The following is a 17,931-nucleotide window of genomic DNA, read 5'->3' as shown; positions in this document are numbered from 1 at the left end:
TGCAATATTCCTTTATCCGCGTTGCACAAAACCCATCGCTTCTTCCTGAGCTTTCTTCAGGCAATCCTTACACACTGACTGTGGCAGCTCCGGCAGCGGGAAGTCCTGACTGGCCGGTGCCTCCCAGACATGAGCACCTTTCAGGCTCATTTTGCTCGGACCGTGGATCTCGATTTCACCGCCCGGAGACAGACGGATATAGGCACCGCCGCAGGCCAGCGTGATGCCGTTTTTGGCCGTCAGCTGAAGCATGCCTTGCACAGATTGCACGGTGACGTCTTTCAAGGCCGTCAGTCCCATTGTGTCGCCATGGGATTCCACCGTCAGCGGACCTTTGCCGGAGACCACGCGCACGCCTTCCTGTTGGGAAAGGAGCGAAATTGCCTGGCTGGCGTTAATGCCAAGACGTTGACCGCTGGCTAACTGAGTTTCACCGGTACTTTGCAGATGCAGGCTGGTACCACTTTTCAGCAATATGGTTTCCGGGCTGACGGCCGCAATGCCTTTGGGCGCGCTGAGTAACATCGCGGGGCTTTTAAGCTGATCGGCACCGGTTGCAAATGATTTGAGGGGGCTGACATCAGGCTGAAGATTATGGTGCGACTGGGTGATGGTCTGCCAGTCGCCCATCTGGCTGACTGCACCTTTGATCAGGCTGATGGCCGGGAACATATCCAGTACATTACCTGTCGCGGTCTGCTGCGCATCGGCGCTGAGGAAAAGCCCTTTACCGGCACGCAGCGCACCAAAACTGTCTGAACGTAGTTCAAAACCTTCGCCGCGTTTATTTCTTTTTGAATCGACAATATGGCCCAGCGAGATTTGAGATTTTCCGCCGTACTCCGTAGAAATTTTGACGTGTTCGTAGCCTCTGCGGTCCTCAAGTCGAATCTTATTATTAGATGGAGTGCGGATCACATTGCGCTGATAGTTATAAAGCGAGACGTGATCTTCGTGCCGTGAATCGTGCATCGCACAAAGAATATAAGGGCGGTCCGGGTCACCGTTGGTGAAGGCAATCATCACCTGAGAGCCCGGTATTAACGGGAAATGCCAGCCGTGCATATCACCGGCATAAGGTTTTGCCAGCCGCACCGGCAGGCTTTCAAAACCTTTCTTCCAGGTGGTGTTGAGGTCAAACTGAAACTGAACGTGATAGCGGCCGACTTCATCCAGCTCGGCGTACTGCGCATTCTCAACCGGGCTGGTAACACGAGCTAATACTGTGCCGGCGATCTCAGGCCTCGGCCACAGTGCCGGGCGATAGGGTTTCATCGGATCATGTGGGATCGCGGTAAACCGTACGGTATACGCTGTACTGCGACCAATATCTTTGGATTCAACCGATGTCACTAAAATGCCATCCGGGGCATCCGGCCAGTTTTTGCCGGGCGTGGTGATGAGCATGCCCGGACGTAAATCCATGCAGTTTGACTGCCCTTCAAAGGTAGTCTGTTCGGTAACCAGGCGTTCCTGACGACGCTTTGCGAACCAGCGACCTTGTTCAGGTTCTTCCCTGTACTCCTTCCCCTGTTCCTCATATCGCTCACCATAGCGATAAACTTCCCCGCGCAAGCTTTCCTGCTCGGGGTTTGTTTGCACCAGAGCCTGCATATCTGCCTGTGCATCGCGGTAATACTCGTCATTCATCCGCACCTGTTTCGGCATGGACTGACGCTTAACCGACATATCCCATACTGACTCAAGCCCGCCGTCGAATAACCCTGCAGGATGACGGAAAGGAATTGCCGGGCCGGTGGCCCAGGCGTAGCTGCTATCGCCAAGTACCATGACGTCACGGCGGTTTTCTTCGTCATAAGCGAAGTAGTAAAACACCCCGACGCGTGCCAGGTGGCGCTGAATAAACGTCAGGTCACTTTCGTCCCAGGAGATATAGAAATCACGCGGTGGGTATTGCGTGTTGAGCTGGTAACGGTAATCGAGCGAGGAGAATTGGTGGCGCTTGAGAATATCTTCCGCTGTGCCAATCACACTTTTGTGTTGGTAGACCGCGTAGGTCAGGCTGTTATTTAACAGCGCAAGGCGTGGCTCCAGTGTTACTACGTAGCGAGTTTCATCGGCTGAACTGCCGCACTGCTGAAAAGCCGTCACCATTCCACGCAATACGCGAGGTTTTACGGTCTGCCAGGGCCCACCATCGGGGTAGAAGAGAAACAGCGCACTGGTATTGATCAGGAGTTCAGCCGGTATATCTGCCGTCGGGCTGGTCACCTCAATGGTATATTTCCAGGGCTGGCTAATGGCTTCATAGCCTGAGAATTTGAGCACTGAAAGAATGACATCGGGGCGCTGCTTTTCCAGCTCAGAGACTTTCAGCTGGTAGTGATTGTGAATGCCTATATTTTCGCCGGCGATGGCGTAATCCTGAATACTCATAATTTATTCTTCCTGAACAATTGTCCTGCAAAGAAAACGCGTACCTATCCCTGAAACCACAGATTTAACAAAGACTGAAGATAGGCATGCAAGCCCAGTGAAAGGCCAACGACCGCAAGCAATCCTAAAGCACCAATGAACCACGCGGACCGCAGCCATGGATGACGCTGCAGTACATTTTGGGAAGCGATGATAGGTGCAGATAAGTGAATAGTGCCGTGTGGGAGCATATTCGACAGCTCAGTCAACAACCCCTGGCGTTCAGGGTTATTGGGATCTTTGATGTATTTCCCCTGAAATCCCAGAGTTTGTGCCCGGTGATAACAGGTGAGTACCGCAATATCGGGAGCGGGTTGGCGCAATAGTTGCCGGACACGTTCGAAAAACTGGTCACCCGCATCCATGGAGCGGAAAAAGTGAACCTGCAGAGGGGCACTGAGCCAGTAAGAGTTGGGAGTTGGGTGATTAGGACGATATAGCACCGACTCATCAAGCAGCGCACATTGTACCCAGGTAATCTGAGCACAGCTTTCTTCACTGAAGCCTTCTTCAGCAAGCGCTTTCCGGGAGCCCTCTATAAGAGCAATACCTTGCTGGTGCAACTCATGGTCGTCGGGTAAAACGCCGCCATTTTTAAGGCGTAATACAAATAACCAGGTGTCCTGAAGCAGTCCATCGACAGACGTCATGTTTCTAGCTCATCCATGAAAGTTCGAAAAGGGTGATTAAAAAATCCCTATAATCAGAAAGCGTATTCCTAAAGTGGGAGATATGTTGATTAAATAAATGTAACAAAATACTAATTATGATTAGTGGAATAGATAACTAATAGAGACAAAAAACGAAAAGTGATGAGATAAATCCCTTTCTACAAGGCTATGGAGAGAGAGGTAGGTTTTTACAAACTTATTTCAAAATGTAAATTTAAAATTAAATTTCAGATTTTTCATATTGCATATTAAGAATTTTCTTGCAAATAGAGAGTGTGCATTTATCCTGAAAATGGAAAGTGAACCATATTTTTTGACAGGAGGAGTGCCTGAAGTGGTTCTCAGATTATAAAAGTTTTCCGAACAACTTAATGAAGAAAAATACATCACTCAGGCTGTTAATTCCTCTAAACAAATCACCAGCTGAAATGCTTTCTCTGAAGCATGACCTTACTCCGACCTTGTCCCCCACGTTATTCCTAAACAACCCCAAAAAATGCCGAGCTTCGACCAAAGCATGCCGGAACAAAAACAGGCTGATGTCTTTGTTTTCCTCCAGCCTGGCAAGCCGGATAATCTCCGCAATGACTTCAATGTAGCTTTGTGCCCTGACATCATAATAATCGCGCCGGTGGGTGATGGAATGCGCATTCACCTTATAGGTGTAATCCTTGCAATCAGAAAGATAAAAACGGCCGTTGCTGACTGCTAGATGAATGGTCCAGAGGATATCTTTGTGGCTTTTGCCGGAATGAAAGAAGAGGGAATGCTGCCGGATATAGGACGATTTGATGATCTGCAGCCAAAGGTAGTGCGGCCATTCGCGGTGCGTCACGCAGTGGCGTATCCACTCATGTCCGGGTAAGGATTGTTCGTAAGGTTGCCTGGTGTGTACGGGCGTTCTGGAAATTCCTGAACCCGTGCGCCAGGCATTGAAGATCACCACATCGGCCTGAGTGTTTATCGCGGTCTGCCAGCGTGCAAAGATGAACCCCTCTTCAACGTCGTCATCTGCATCAAGAAATATTACCCACTCACCATGGTGAATATCCAGTGCGGCATTGCGTGCCGCGTAAACGCCCTGGTTTTCCTGCTCAATTACAATGAGCCGGTTGTCGCAGATATCCCGGATAAGATTGCCGGTACCATCAGTGGAACCGTCGTTAACGATAATGAGTTCAATAGCGACACGGGTTTCGCTGAGGATCTTGCTGATGAGGTGACTGATGGTCTCTGCCGCGTTATAGACAGGGATAATGACGCTGACCTCGATTACGGCCTGCCGGTCTTGCTGAATGAGCGCCATTTAATCATTGTGCCTTTGGACTGGGATTTCTCTTCTTTCTCGAATTTCCAATTGTATGTCGTATAAGCATTCCTCGCAGAGCTCTTTATCCAGCGCGAATAACCGTTCGATGAAGTTTCTTTTTTTATTACATCGGGTACATCTTTTCATGTTCATCTCTTCGCGGCTGCATCGTTCGAGCAAGGTGGCCTGGTGTTGGCGTACTCATCTGATGCAATAATGGTTACCTGAGGGACGATTAGTTTCTGGCACCCCTGCAGTGATGACATAGCAAGCCCCACAGCGGTAATCCGCCGTGATACAAAGCCATTTATCGTCAACAATGGAAGCCAAGGATAACCAGAGGGATTGCTGAAAAGATAATCGTTTTGATAGATCGATAATTAGATATCGATCGTTATCACCGATCGATGCAAAGCAGCTAGTGATAGTGGTTTGTTGCGTGTTATATCCCAGTCACTTTTCTGAGTGGATGTTCGAACCTGAGTTACTTTGCAAACTTTACAGACAAGGTCAGTGCATTTCTGTTTTTCACTTCCGTGCAGTACAGACTGTTACCGCAGCGAGGACAGTGTTTAAGTCCGAGGAATTCGTAATCACACATCACGCAGATAAAGTGCCTAGGTTGAGGATCTCCCAAATGAAAGGATTCATGCAGGGCTGTTGCCCGGGCAACAGTGGAGAGTTGCGCGGGTCTGTGGGGTAAAAGCAAATAGGGGCATTCTTCTAAACGGTTGATGTCGCTATTTTCAAGGTCGTGTTCAAAAAAACGACCTTCCGCATGCGTGATTCGAAAATGCAAAGGGTTTAAACAGCCCTCGCAGTAACAACGCAGCGATGCTGGCAGAGGATATAACTCTGCTTTAACCCACCCGCCATCATGGGTAACGCCACGCTTTATTTTCTTAAATTGCATAGATGCGCCTCTTGCCGCGACCGGCTGTAGTCATTGGGTGGTTTTTCGGATGAATAAGCAGATTGCAATACGATTGGAAGTGTTAGGGGGCTGAAGTGGTTTACTGAATTTGGCCATCTGAACAGAGGTGATATGCTCACCTCAGAACAATACAGGTGCTCCAATGAAAAGAAGAAATTTCAGTCCTGAATTCAAACGCGAATCCGCTCAGCTGGTTGTCGACCAAAATTACACCGTCTCTGATGCTGCTAAGGCAATGGATGTTGGCCTTTCCACTATGACGAAATGGGTCAAACAACTGCGTGATGAGCGTCAGGGCAAAACGCCAAAAGCCTCCCCGATAACGCCGGAACAAATCGAAATACGTGAACTCAGGAAGAAGATACAACGTATTGAAATGGAAAACGAAATATTAAAAAAGGCTACCGCGCTCTTGATGTCAGACTCCCTGAACAGTTCTCGATAATCGGGAAGCTCAGGGCGCGTTATCCTGTGGCCACTCTCTGCCATGTGTTCGGGGTTCATCGCAGCAGCTACAAATACTGGAAAAACCGTCCTGAAAAGCCAGACGGCAGACGAGCTGTATTACGCAGCCAGGTACTTGAGCTGCATGGCATCAGCTATGGTTCGGCTGGAGCAAGAAGCATCGCCACAATGGCAACCCAGAGAGGCTACCAGATGGGGCGCTGGCTTGCTGGCAGGCTCATGAAAGAGCTGGGGCTGGTTAGTTGCCAGCAGCCGACTCACCGGTATAAGCGTGGCGGCCATGAGCACGTTGCTATCCCGAATCATCTTGAGCGACAGTTCGCTGTAACGGAACCAAACCAGGTGTGGTGCGGTGATGTTACCTATATCTGGACGGGTAAGCGCTGGGCGTACCTCGCCGTTGTTCTCGACCTGTTCGCAAGAAAACCCGTGGGCTGGGCAATGTCGTTCTCTCCGGACAGCAGACTCACCATGAAAGCGCTGGAAATGGCATGGGAAACGCGCGGTAAGCCCGTCGGGGTGATGTTCCACAGTGATCAGGGCAGTCATTATACGAGCAGGCAGTTCCGGCAATTACTGTGGCGATACCGAATTAAGCAGAGTATGAGCCGACGTGGAAACTGCTGGGATAACAGTCTAATGGAGCGCTTCTTCCGGAGTCTGAAGAACGAATGGGTGCCGATGACGGGTTACGTAAGCTTCAGCGATGCAGCTCACGCAATAACGGACTATATCGTTGGATATTACAGCGCACTGAGACCGCAAGAATATAATGGTGGGTTATCACCAAACGAATCGGAAAACCGATACTGGAAAAACTCTAACGCGATGGCCAGTTTTAGTTGACCACTTCAGTTCTAAATATCTATTGACTTGTGGAGCCGCTATACAGCGGCTTCATTTACAGAACGTCGAAACCTTAAGGTTGACGTAAATATAAGTAAAAAACCTATAAAGAACTCACCACGTATGAATAAGTTATCGAATATCATAAACATAGACAAAGAAGAGAAGTATACTATAAATGCTAACTTAACTCTCTTAGGTGTGAATAAAAGCCCAATGTAATAAAAAATTATTTGGAGTATGATTTGAATAATAACCCCTGAAATTCCAAATATTCTCGCCGGGGCGGAAAATGCCGTTCCTGCGTTCAAATGCGATTTGACCAAGTCAATAAAAAACTCCGTATTCCCTGTGTATTTAGCAATTGTATTGGGGAGTATTACATCTGAAAATAAACTACCACTACACGAACCATAGCTTATTGCCATATTGCAACCATAACCATAGGTATCATAATCCATGAAGTTTAAGTAAAGATTATAAACTGGGCTTGCGATGTATAACCAAATCCAATAAAAACTATCACCTATAGAGGCACCTGCAGAGTTAGCACCACCTATTTTTATGATATAGTTGTCTATATAGTCGCCTGATATTTGCTGCCTAATGTTACCTAATACTCCAAAAGCAAAAATAATACCTAGGATTGATGCTGTTATTTTTATATATTGAATCTTTGATAGCTTATGTCTTATGACGATTGATATTAGCATTACCACGAATGATATCATCATTAACTGGCGAGAAAGTATAGCTGACGATACAAGAAAAGAAACAAGCAGGCAGCAAGCTGTTTGCTTAACACCAGAATACAGCGATGCAAAGAGCACACTAATTATTGCACTTGAATAAAATATTACATGCAGAACTGGCAGTCCAGCAAAGCCATCCCTCCCAAGCGGGCTCAAAGCAGGTATTCCGTAAATTGAAAACTCTACAAAAAAACCTGCTAATGATATAATTAGAAATCTCTTATACAACGTGCTATTTCCAAGGGCCTCATTCAAATCCTGACGCTTGGCTTTTACCGTTATAAAAGAGAATGCAAGGTATAAAAATATAATAACAAGCAGGTAGGTAACACTATTAGTGTTAGGCGACTCGTAGAAATCAGACAGATTAAATGATGTCAAGATTAAACCAATGGTCATCATGAGACATATATTTAGAGGGAATGTAATGAGCCTGATCATTTACAATGACGCCCCAGTTGAGACTAAATCAAAAGCCTTAAATATACATATAAAAACAAATGATATAATAATAGGAATTAGATCGTCAGATGATTTGAACATCAGAGGCCTATTGTTATACTGATGTGTGCATAAGTTAATTAATTTCTCTCTACGCTTACTTAAAAACATACCTTAAGTCTCATTTTAACGATGGAAGCAATGCGGATATTATAAGTATAAAAACCTATGATGTCATTTTTTATATAAAAATTAGGAAAGTTAGACATCTGAAGTGGACTCTGGCTTAAATCAGGATGCAGCCGGCTTCGAGAGAGCGTCAGAAAGTTACTGCTACTCAAGGCAGAGTAGTGCTAGATTTCCATTTTGACCATTCCATGTCCTCGCGTCTCACCTAATCAAAGCTAAATGGTTAACTCGTCAGCGGTGAGTGTAATGTTTAACTCAAAAAGTGGAGTCAATATGAACGGAATAACAATACTAGTTGGCATACCTGAGTCACTGGCCTGTGGAGTGGGTTACACGGCAAGAAAGGATGACACATTTGCGATGTAGGGCTAAAAAGCGTGATCGTTATAGTTTCCTGAAACAAATAAAGGCAAACATCTTATGCTACCAGAACAATAATCATTGTTAATGGATGCGGAGTTGTGACAAGAGGTAATGGTTAGAAAAACACGGATTGAAAGTTATATCTAGTTAAAAATCTGGCAATTTGAGGTGCCAGTAAAACTGTAATTTATTTTCTTAAAAGAATAGACTTCAAATTAAATTATAGTTACACTTCCAATCAATGGAAAAATAACATACAAATAAAGGCATGCATTATCGCTACCTGGGGGGAAGTTAATGTAGGTCCCTCTATTAATTTAAATAAAGAGTTTGATGGTTATATAAGAAACTCAAGGTTGCACGTGCTTTATGTGTTTCTTACTATTTTACTTAAAAAGTCCAAGCTCGAGGAATATTTAATTACTTAAACGTTAGGAAGTATAATTGTTAGTACTAAATAGTACGCGCTTAATACGCCAAATAAATTGGTAAGGAGTATGTGAAGGGGGGTATTCCCATCTAAATTAAAGGAGGGTTGATTGTAAATTTAGGAATGTGATCGCTGATGTTGTGCTAACTATAGTAATCAGTAATGATATTTAGAATATTTGATTTATATATACACTCGCTATCTATTTGTTGGGATATAATCCGCCCAATAGTCATAAGCTATCAATAATAAGTTGTGGAAGCAATATTTATTACCCATGATGGATGAAATAGGTTTTTTGATGCGGTAAGCTGAGTTATAAGATGAGTGGCTATAGAGAATGTGACGGTGACATATTTATTATTGACTGCCGATTACAATTATGATGTTTATTAATGGTACGCAATGTGTAAATTATATTCTTTATACGTATAGAACGTTCACAATGCCTTATAAAAGATACTTAATTGACTCTGTGTAATGATATGCTTCAAAGCCTGAGTTAATTAATTTAATTTAATTAAATTAAATGAAGAAACGAATAAGGAAATATTATTCTTTTAAATTAATCTGAGATGAATGTAAAAAAGCGGGCTTTACTTTTATTGCTTGCAGAGAATTCTGCAACGAAGATAAACACCTGAACGTGGTAAATAAAACGAAATAATATGCATACCCTACTGCTGAACCCAAATGAAGTCTGATGACAGCCTGTACAACTTCATGTTGAAAGGGTGAGACAAAGATGGCATGCATAAGGAATGATGAGCCTTAATCAGGTTTGTCGTCTTTTTGCATATTGGGACGTTTGAGCGAAGCTACATTCGGTAAGTTAATGATTTTTGCATGGTTCTTATAACTTCTAAGCCGTAGGTCACAGGTTCGAGCCCTGTAGGGCGTACCATTTCAAAACAATCAGTTAGCTTCCCTTCATGCCCGCCGAAATTTACGAGTGGGACAGATTTGGGACAAAAAACTCCAAAAATAACGTTTATCTGCTTCGTATGCCGGGTTTAATGAGTTGGCGCCAGATGCGCGAGCCGGAGTATCTTCTCGATCGATTCCCGGTCACCCATTACCTGTAGAACAAACACGGAACCCATGTGTGTCTCAGGTCGTGGGAACCAAAGTTTTCGATCCCGGCCCGCTTCTGGCTTTACCTTGTAACTAAAATACTATGGCTGCTAATCCCCGCCAGACAAGCCGACGGGGCGTATAACGAGTATTTACCGAGCCTGAGTGGTAAACAAACCACAATGGTGAAGTTTACGGTAATCACTTTCTTTCATGATTTGCGTTTTGCCGCCAGCCTTAAAGATTATCCGTTGCGGTGAAGATTCAGACCATACAGGCCAAATCACCGGTCCTTTAGGGCCTCCCCGTGATGTCAGACTGCCCCAAAATCCCCGCATGGTTTTTGCAAGTTTTTCCTGCTCTTTAGTGAGACGGTTAGGGACTATCTTCTCTCCCCATATATAGGGCAATTCAGCACTGTGTGGTATGCCAATGTCAAACGAAGAAGGGATAGTTGTAAACGTACTGATAGGGGCCGTTACGTCAGAAAACTCATAAGCATAGACAGTTGTCCATTTTGCCAGAGCCTCAATGGCAACACTTGCCGGGCATATGTACGTCTGGTCGGCGTCCAGGCTACCCAATGCGAGACCCGGACTTTTTCTTGCGTCGGAAGCATAGGCTGCGAATGTGGCAGTGGCTTTCTCACCCATCCGAGTTCTTACCTCGTTTTCGTATTGCGCTTTATCGACAGGCTGATCAACCATGTCATTGGCTGCATATACAAAGAGCCGGGTTTCATCCCTCGTGTTACCAACTATCATTGGAACATGATTGAATTCTCCCGCCCTGAAAGCCTCAAGAGTCGCCTTCGGTTGCGCCGGAACGCCCGAAACGGTGGTGAGGCTAAATTTAGACTTTGTTTGCGCGTCAAGAACCTCAGAAGGCGTTTTCGAGCGTAAGCATGCCAGTTTATCCTTGCTGTCATTACAACCAATAGCTTCTACGAATTTGTCACCGGTTTTGACCGCCTGTTCATTCGGTACGCTTTGGCAGTCTCTTCCACTCTCAATTATCGCGCCCTGGAAAAGACCTTTAGCTTCTGGCGAAGCCACGAGAAAACACACAGCCCTCGCGCCTGCGGACTGACCTGCAATAGTGACTCGCTGAGGATTGCCACCAAAGGCTGATATATTATTTTTAACCCAGCGAAGCGCTTCAATCTTATCCAGATCGCCATAGTTACCACTGCTGCTGCCATTTTTAGATTCTGTATTCAACTCGTTAAGTGCCAGGTAACCCATTGCGCCGAGGCGATAGTTGACCGTCACGATGATATTCCCGGCTTCAGCAAGCTCCCTCGGATCCCAGTCGCTTTTAGAGCCGTTTACCGAGCCGCCACCATGAAAGCCGACAATAACCGGCATGTCATGACGTCGGGAATTTGGCACATAAACATTGAGTGTCAGACAGTCCTCTTTCCAGCTTGCCGGCTTGTCCGGACGCCAATAAACGGCTTTCTGAACGCATTCATTGCCGGATCCGTCTGCCTTAAAAAGATGAGTGAATGGCTTTACCTGCTCAGGCGCAGCCCATCGAAGTTTACCGACCGGTGGCTGAGCATAAGGTATTCCCTGATACAGTGAGATCGCACCGCTTTTTGTACCCAGAATTCTTCCTACAGGGGCGTGTATTGTGTGAGCTATTGCATTTGTAGTTAACGTCAGCAATGCGATAGCGAGCAACCGGACCGAAAGCCGAGCGTTGAGATGATGACTAAAAAACGTAGTATTTTTTTTCATTACCTTTTCACCTTGTGTAACACATTAGAATTTTGGTGGTGTTGTCCTCTCATAAAGAACGTTGGCGATTTTCATTGAGCCCAAAAACAAAAAAACCTGACCTCCGGCGGGTGCCGGAAATCAGGTTTTGCCTGCCGAAGCAGTAACAATCCAATCTAATTACACTATCAGTTTCATTCACAGCCTCAATGCGTTACGAACAAATGCGTGACGCAGATCGTTTTTGACCCGACATATCATAAGGTCACAACGTTTTTTGAGTTCTGTCACCTGTTCATCCTGAGTGTGCGAAATGCCACCCGGAGGATGCCTGGTATCTCACTGAATTTTAGAAATCCAGCTCAAGCGCAAAACACAGATACGCCATCAGTGGTGCGCAATATCTGAACTGCTCAGCACAAAATTCGACAACATCGGATCTGCACAGATCCTCAAAGGCGATGTTTTTAATCGCGATGAAATCTTTGCGTTTTAACTCAGCCAGCAGCGGATGATTTTTATCGAAGCCTCTTGGCGGACGACTCAGGCTGTCGCCATCCATCACAAATCCGTTATCGTGCAATGTCTTCAGTGCTTTCTGATAAGCGTTTGGATTTTCGTCAATACATGCGCGAATGGCGTTCAATGCTTTCGATTCCGGATGCCAGATCCCTGCCGCGATAAAACAGCCGTCTTCGGCGATGTGCAGATAGAGTCCCGGAGCGTGGACATCTTTGCCCTGAAAATGACGAAACTGAATCCCGACATTGGTCTTGTAAGGTGTTTTGTCTTTGCTGAACCGGCTGTCGCGCTGCGGGCGCATCAGGCTTCCACCGACCTTCTTCGAAACGGCGGTCAGCCTCGGTGAAATGGCAATAATCTCTGGCTGCATTTGCTCGATAAACCGCAGAGCAGGGGTTCTGAGAGTGTTCTCGTATTCATCCTGATTAGCCTTAAACCAGTCACGGGTGTTGTTTTGTCCGAGTTTATTCAGAAATTGCAGACCGGCTGCGCTAAAAATTGTCCCTGCCACAACCGGCGTTTCAGGTGTCTGAGTTGTCATTATCGATGAACCTTTCTTGCTGCAAATGGATGATGCCTGAGGGAATGTTAGCGAGTTTTCTGCGCGGCTGCTACGGGCTTACACATTGTCGGCATATTATGTATGGCTAATATCCCGCGCTGGCTTGATTAGGATATTAATTAGTTAATATTATGGTTTGGAGTTGGATTTATTTTAAAGTGAATATAAAATCCCCGATAATAGAATTAATGTCTTTTTTTGCGGGGAAATATAATTAAATCCTGACGAAGATCAACCTGGAAGATCAGTAAGGTTTTACCCTCTCTGAGGGTTTAACATTACAACTGGGTGATTTATGAAAATAAAAGAGTTTTTTGTTTTGACAGCGCCTAATCGCCGCCGCTATGGTGTCGCTTTATTTATTGGTATTATTTCCGGTATCCTATCGGCATTTGTCAAATGGGGAGCAGAGGTGCCTTTACCACCGCGCACTTTCTCCGGCGGGCGCGATGAATTTAATCCACCTTACCTGTTTTTGAAAGATTACCTGGGTATTGATCCTACTCAGGCTATTTTTCACTTCTCCGAACACATTATTAACCCTGTCCATATTACTCATATCATTTTCTCTCTGACTTTTGCGATTGGCTATTGTCTGGTTGCTGAAGTCTTTCCGAAAGTGAAATTATGGCAAGGTGCGATGGCCGGTATTATCGCCACCGTTGCTGTACATTGGATTTTTATCCCGTTAATGCACCTTTCACCGCCCTTATCAGGGATCCCACCAGATGAGTACATTTCAGAATTACTGGGACATATCTTCTGGTTCTGGACGATTGAAATGATCCGTCGCGATTTGCGAAACAGAATAACGCGTCAACCGGATCCGGAAGTGCCATTGGATTCACCTTTCCGTTAAGGCGTTTTTTTGAAGTGAGCCTGTCAGGAGAGTCTGACGGGCTTTTGTATCCGCCGGGGTTTTGATGTTCGCACTCAGGGAGAAGTATCCACCCAAAAGCAGAAATTCTCATCCTTCCCTCAGGTGATCCTCATCACAAAAAATACCGCACAGCACGATAGTGTATATATGTGCCTTTCCTGCTCTCATTTTGCAGGCGAGTTTTGCCTATCGTAACCGCTGAATACTTTGAGGGAGAGCGGCTAATGCGTGAACGAGATAAAATGACTCGCGGTTTGGATTACCATATTAATGATGACGAATTACGTGAAATCCGTTTTCGGACCCGCGATAAAGTGGACGAATTTAATGCACTGAGTGCTCGTCAGGCCACCGAGAAAGAAGCGCTTATCAGAACCCTATTTGGAGCGGTAGGAAGCAATGTTCATTTCGAAAAAGGAATGCGTATTGATTACGGCATCAATACCACGATCGGCAATAATGTTTTCATCAATTTTAATTTTGTCTTACTCGATTGCGCACCGGTCACGATAGGAAACAACGTTTTTATCGGGCCTGACGTGCAGATATATACCGCACAGCATCCGCTGGATATTGAATTACGGCGTGAACATATTGGCAGTGCGCAGCCGGTGAGTATAGGTCATGACGTCTGGATTGGCGGCGGATGCGTAATTTTACCCGGCGTGACGCTGGGTGATGGCTGCACGGTTGGTGCAGGCAGCGTGGTAACCCGTTCAGTACCTGCTGGCGCAGTCGCCTGTGGTAATCCATGCAGGGTGATCCGCTATAACGTGCAAGATAACTGAGATGACTGTTTTAGTGTTTCAGGGACAGTTTATGCACTTCTGATCGTATTCCTTCAAGATGTTAAGCGGTTGCTCTCATTTTCTTCCCGTTTACTTTTTAAAAATGAGCCATACTTGAGAGGCGCAAATCAGGTTTATTCCGAATTTTCAACGTCTTTGAAGGAATGTCTATGCAGCCATTGTTAAGTCATCCGGCTTTCTTTTTTGTGGCCTGTTTTGCTCTGATGTCACTGGGTGGGTGCGGGAGTATCTTTTTATTACGTCGCCAGAAAAAACTCGATAATGATGTACTGGAAGATTTTGGCATCGTACAGGCAGCAACGTTAACGCTGCTGGCGCTGCTGATCGGGTTCAGTTTTTCCATGGCGGTCAGCCGTTATGATCAGCGAAAAAACTATGAAGAAGAAGAAGCCAATGCCATCGGGACAGAATTTTTACGCGCGGATTTGGCGCAGGAAGGCAATGCCGGGAATATCCGTCAGTTGCTGAAAGATTATCTGGATCAGCGGCTGGCGTTTTATCAGACCAGTGCTCCGAAAGAGCTGGAGAAAATCAGTGCGCGAACAGGGGAGCTGGAAACTAAGCTCTGGCAATCTGTATTGACTGAAGCGAAAAGCAATCCTACTCCGGTGGTGGCTTTACTGGTTTCCGGCATGAATGATGTGATTAATACGCAAGGCTACACGCAGGCTGCATGGTGGAACCGGATCCCGACATCAGCCTGGGCACTGATGATGGTTATCTCTTTATTCAGCAGTATGCTGGTGGGGTACGGAGCGCGCAGCAATTCAGCCAAGAGCGCCTATTTGTTTATTTTTCCGTTGATGATTTCACTTTCTATGGCTCTTATTGCCGATATCGACAGCCCACGTGGTGGCTTAATTCGCGTTGCACCTCAGAACCTGATCAGTTTGCACAACTCACTCGGGCCCTGATAATCAGCGGATAATAATACTTAAGTGGGATACGATTATAGGGCTGTATTCCGCGCATAAAAAAGCCCGCTCCAGGCGGGCTGCAAATGCAGAATAAAACAATATTTCTTAAAGTATGCACAGGATGATTTAAAATATAAATAAAATCAATTAATTATCTTATAAAATAAAGGCTGTGAGCATTAATTGCTATTTTTGATCAATTATTGATCACTCTGACAGTTTTTATTTACCGTGTCATCTTCATCAAAGGGTAACGCATTATTCGAGACTTTCTTATTTTACCCTGAATTAAATCAATTCAGTTTTCCGTAATTTAACTTAAGTCATTTATGAATCAAATTCATAACACCATTCTGATTTTGCCCTCTGGTCGCAGCCCGCTAACGGCGATATTGTTGCCTTACAATGAAATGGCCAGCGACAGCCTGTGCCGAAGCGGAGAATGAAATGACTGATAAAATGAGAATCACCAAAAGCGGTTCTGTCCCTTCACAACAGGGTCCGGAAAATTACTTTACCGGTAAAGTGCGTATTGATTCACCTTTCAGCGGCACCGAATCCGCCCGTGTTGGTGGCGCGACAGTGACCTTCGAACCTGGAGCCCGTACCGCCTGGCATACGCATCCGCTGGGTCAGACACTGATTATTACTCAGGGGCGCGGCTGGTTGCAGGAAGAGGGCGGTGAAATCCGTGAGATGAATGTCGGCGATATCGTGTGGATCCCAGAGGGGGTAAAACACTGGCACGGCGCTACGCCGGAGAACGCCATGACTCATATCGCCATTGCCGAATCCCTCAACGGCAGCCCGGTTGAGTGGATGGAAAAGGTGACTGAAGCTCAGTATTCAAAATGATTTACCGCTATACATCCGGCCTTCGGCTTTGCTGCAACCTGAAATATTTAGCGTAAAACCTCTGGTCTCTTCGTGATCCTGCCCGGTGCTTCCGGTCAGGATTTTACCGTTCTGGCCGCATGGCTATTTTCGATTTTCTGTTTTTTTAACCTAAATTCTCTCATTTAGGAGCAATGCCTCTTATTTAAGCCTAAAAACCCCGCTGTTCGGGCTATTAAAACCCATGCTTTCTGTAGCTCTCTGATAAGCAACTCGACTACTATAAATAGACATCAACTTAAGAGTCGCCTCAGGTATGCCATATTATTCTCCCGGTGAAAGCCTCGTTCGTGAGCGTTCAGATCGCTTCTTACGCCGAATGTACTTTATGCGCATGCTGGGCACGTTCCTGTGCTTTTTCCCGGTACTTTCTGTTCTTCTGGAGCGGGGCGCTTCCTGGGTTGCGGTCACTCTGCTGGCGCTGAATGCGTTTGTCTGGCCACATGTCGCTATGCTGATTTCCCAGCGTTCGAAACAGCCCAATCAGGCTGAATTTAGAAACCTGGCTTTTGATGCAATTGCCGGTGGCGCCTGGGTTGCGCTGATGGGCGTTTGCCTGCTGCCCTCGGTGGTGATCACTTCCATTCTGATTGCTGACCGGTTTTCTGCCGGAGGCTGGCAATTACTGCGCCGTGCGGCGCTGTTTTACTGCATCGGATTTATTATTTGCTGGCCGTTCACCGGGATGACTTTCTATACCACTGTAACCGACCGGACGTTATGGCTGACATTGCCTCTTTCCTCGATTTATATTATTGCTTTCAGCGCCGCCAATTATTCGATCTCAAGAAAGCTGCGCGATAAACAGCATGAGCTGGAAAAATCGGCGCTGATGGATCCTTTTCTAGGATTACCCAACCGTCGGTTACTTGACCGGCGACTGATGCTGGAATTTGAACGTTCCAGACATGACCTGGCCTGCCTGATGGTGCTGGGCGTGGATGATCTGAAAATGGTGAATGATTTATTCGGGCGTGAAGCCGGTGATTATGTTTTGCGATCGGTTTCCGCTATTTTGCGTCAGGAAACGGGGCAGAATGATTTTCCTGCTATTCTCGGTGGCGATGAATTTGTGGTTATCTTGCCAGGCATTTCAGAAGAAGAAGCTTATGCTGTTGGTTACCGGTTACTACTGAAAACGTCCGAAATTCGTTTATCGCAAGATGAGGGTTTTCAATGTTCGCTGAGTATTGGCGTGGCAACATCGAAGCATCATGAGAATTACAACCAGTGGCTGGCGACGGCGGAACGTGCGCTGGTGAATGTAAAACGCAATGGCAAAAACAGTATCGGCAGCGCGGGCAGGGCTGAAGCCGTAGCTTAATGATACTGAACACACATTTTCCCGGATGAAAAATGAAAAATATTAAAATAATGATGTTGGCAGCAGTTGCAGTGACGGGTTTTCTGGCAGGATGTTCATCGATAGATAAACCTGTAGGGGCTGAAACCTACCGCCCTGCGAATTTTGATGCGTCTTTTGCTCAGGGCGAGGCGAGTTATACCACGTCGGTGTTCTCGATACTTGAACGCCATCGTCGTGCGGATACTTACAAGAAGATCTTCGAATTCTGTAATGGCAAATTCCAGACGCTGGGCGAAAGTGACGACGGCGAAACCATGCATATTCGCTTTGCCTGTTTGCCAAAAGAAACGGTTCAGACCCAGAGTTCCTATTCTACGCAGCAGAAATCCCCTTCACTTTACTGAGCCTGA

At 46.0% G+C, this 17,931-nt stretch carries 14 protein-coding genes and 1 pseudogene; 7 read left to right on the top strand and 8 right to left on the bottom strand.

Features of this window, described 5'->3' with window-relative positions:
• Positions 1-12 precede the first annotated feature (12 nt).
• The 4 genes from D5398_RS03340 to D5398_RS03325 form a co-directional block, all read right to left on the bottom strand.
• Positions 13-2,397 carry a type VI secretion system Vgr family protein gene (locus D5398_RS03340; RefSeq protein ID WP_120506321.1) on the bottom strand — a complete coding sequence of 795 codons (2,385 nt, stop codon included), beginning with the start codon at positions 2,395-2,397 and terminating at the stop codon, positions 13-15.
• Between the two features lie 44 nt (positions 2,398-2,441).
• Positions 2,442-3,086, bottom strand: a complete 645-nt coding sequence (gene tssL, locus D5398_RS03335) for a type VI secretion system protein TssL, short form (RefSeq protein WP_120506320.1) — start codon at positions 3,084-3,086, stop codon at positions 2,442-2,444.
• Positions 3,087-3,453: 367 nt separating this feature from the next.
• Complete coding sequence (locus tag D5398_RS03330; protein ID WP_120506319.1) at positions 3,454-4,413, bottom strand: glycosyltransferase; 960 nt, start codon at positions 4,411-4,413, stop codon at positions 3,454-3,456.
• 487 nt (positions 4,414-4,900) lie between these two features.
• On the bottom strand, positions 4,901-5,329 hold the full coding sequence (locus D5398_RS03325) for a putative zinc ribbon protein (protein ID WP_120506318.1): 429 nt from the start codon (positions 5,327-5,329) through the stop codon (positions 4,901-4,903).
• Positions 5,330-5,492: 163 nt separating this feature from the next.
• Here D5398_RS03325 and D5398_RS03315 point away from each other — a divergent pair.
• A protein-coding gene (locus D5398_RS03315) for an IS3 family transposase (protein WP_120506316.1) occupies positions 5,493-6,661 on the top strand; the annotation gives its coding sequence in 2 pieces (ribosomal slippage) (positions 5,493-5,742 and positions 5,742-6,661; 1,170 coding nt in all).
• A 38-nt stretch (positions 6,662-6,699) separates the two neighbouring features.
• On the opposite strand, the gene D5398_RS03310 is transcribed toward D5398_RS03315, so the two are convergent.
• The 4 genes and pseudogenes from D5398_RS03310 to D5398_RS03300 all read right to left on the bottom strand — a co-directional run bounded on the left by D5398_RS03310 (position 6,700) and on the right by D5398_RS03300 (position 12,694).
• Positions 6,700-7,815, bottom strand: a complete 1,116-nt coding sequence (locus D5398_RS03310) for a hypothetical protein (protein WP_162940710.1) — start codon at positions 7,813-7,815, stop codon at positions 6,700-6,702.
• Between the two features lie 2,037 nt (positions 7,816-9,852).
• Positions 9,853-9,986: pseudogene (locus tag D5398_RS25760) on the bottom strand (integrase); the annotation flags it as partial.
• A 76-nt stretch (positions 9,987-10,062) separates the two neighbouring features.
• Positions 10,063-11,652 (bottom strand): carboxylesterase/lipase family protein, encoded by a 1,590-nt coding sequence (locus D5398_RS03305; protein WP_120506314.1) that lies wholly within the window; start codon positions 11,650-11,652, stop codon positions 10,063-10,065.
• Between the two features lie 328 nt (positions 11,653-11,980).
• Positions 11,981-12,694, bottom strand: coding sequence for a DUF2461 domain-containing protein (locus tag D5398_RS03300; RefSeq protein WP_120506313.1), 714 nt, complete (start codon positions 12,692-12,694; stop codon positions 11,981-11,983).
• Between the two features lie 316 nt (positions 12,695-13,010).
• Here D5398_RS03300 and D5398_RS03295 point away from each other — a divergent pair, with 316 nt between their 5' ends.
• The 6 genes from D5398_RS03295 to D5398_RS03270 all read left to right on the top strand — a co-directional run bounded on the left by D5398_RS03295 (position 13,011) and on the right by D5398_RS03270 (position 17,925).
• Positions 13,011-13,574 (top strand): YagU family protein, encoded by a 564-nt coding sequence (locus tag D5398_RS03295; RefSeq protein ID WP_120506312.1) that lies wholly within the window; start codon positions 13,011-13,013, stop codon positions 13,572-13,574.
• A 245-nt stretch (positions 13,575-13,819) separates the two neighbouring features.
• Complete coding sequence (locus D5398_RS03290; RefSeq protein ID WP_120506311.1) at positions 13,820-14,383, top strand: sugar O-acetyltransferase; 564 nt, start codon at positions 13,820-13,822, stop codon at positions 14,381-14,383.
• Positions 14,384-14,553: 170 nt separating this feature from the next.
• The gene (locus D5398_RS03285; protein WP_120506310.1) at positions 14,554-15,318 is read left to right on the top strand and encodes a bestrophin-like domain; all 765 of its coding nucleotides are present in this window, start codon (positions 14,554-14,556) and stop codon (positions 15,316-15,318) included.
• A gap of 462 nt (positions 15,319-15,780) precedes the next feature.
• Positions 15,781-16,176: a (R)-mandelonitrile lyase gene (locus tag D5398_RS03280; protein WP_120506674.1), complete on the top strand. Its 396-nt coding sequence runs from the start codon at positions 15,781-15,783 to the stop codon at positions 16,174-16,176.
• 295 nt (positions 16,177-16,471) lie between these two features.
• Positions 16,472-17,539, top strand: coding sequence for a diguanylate cyclase (locus D5398_RS03275; protein WP_120506309.1), 1,068 nt, complete (start codon positions 16,472-16,474; stop codon positions 17,537-17,539).
• Positions 17,540-17,571: 32 nt separating this feature from the next.
• Positions 17,572-17,925 carry a hypothetical protein gene (locus D5398_RS03270; protein ID WP_120506308.1) on the top strand — a complete coding sequence of 118 codons (354 nt, stop codon included), beginning with the start codon at positions 17,572-17,574 and terminating at the stop codon, positions 17,923-17,925.
• Positions 17,926-17,931 lie beyond the last annotated feature (6 nt).

Source organism: Rahnella bruchi (assembly GCF_003614975.1).
GTDB classification, from domain to species: domain Bacteria; phylum Pseudomonadota; class Gammaproteobacteria; order Enterobacterales; family Enterobacteriaceae; genus Rahnella; species Rahnella bruchi.
This window is presented reverse-complemented; position numbering and strand designations above follow the sequence as displayed.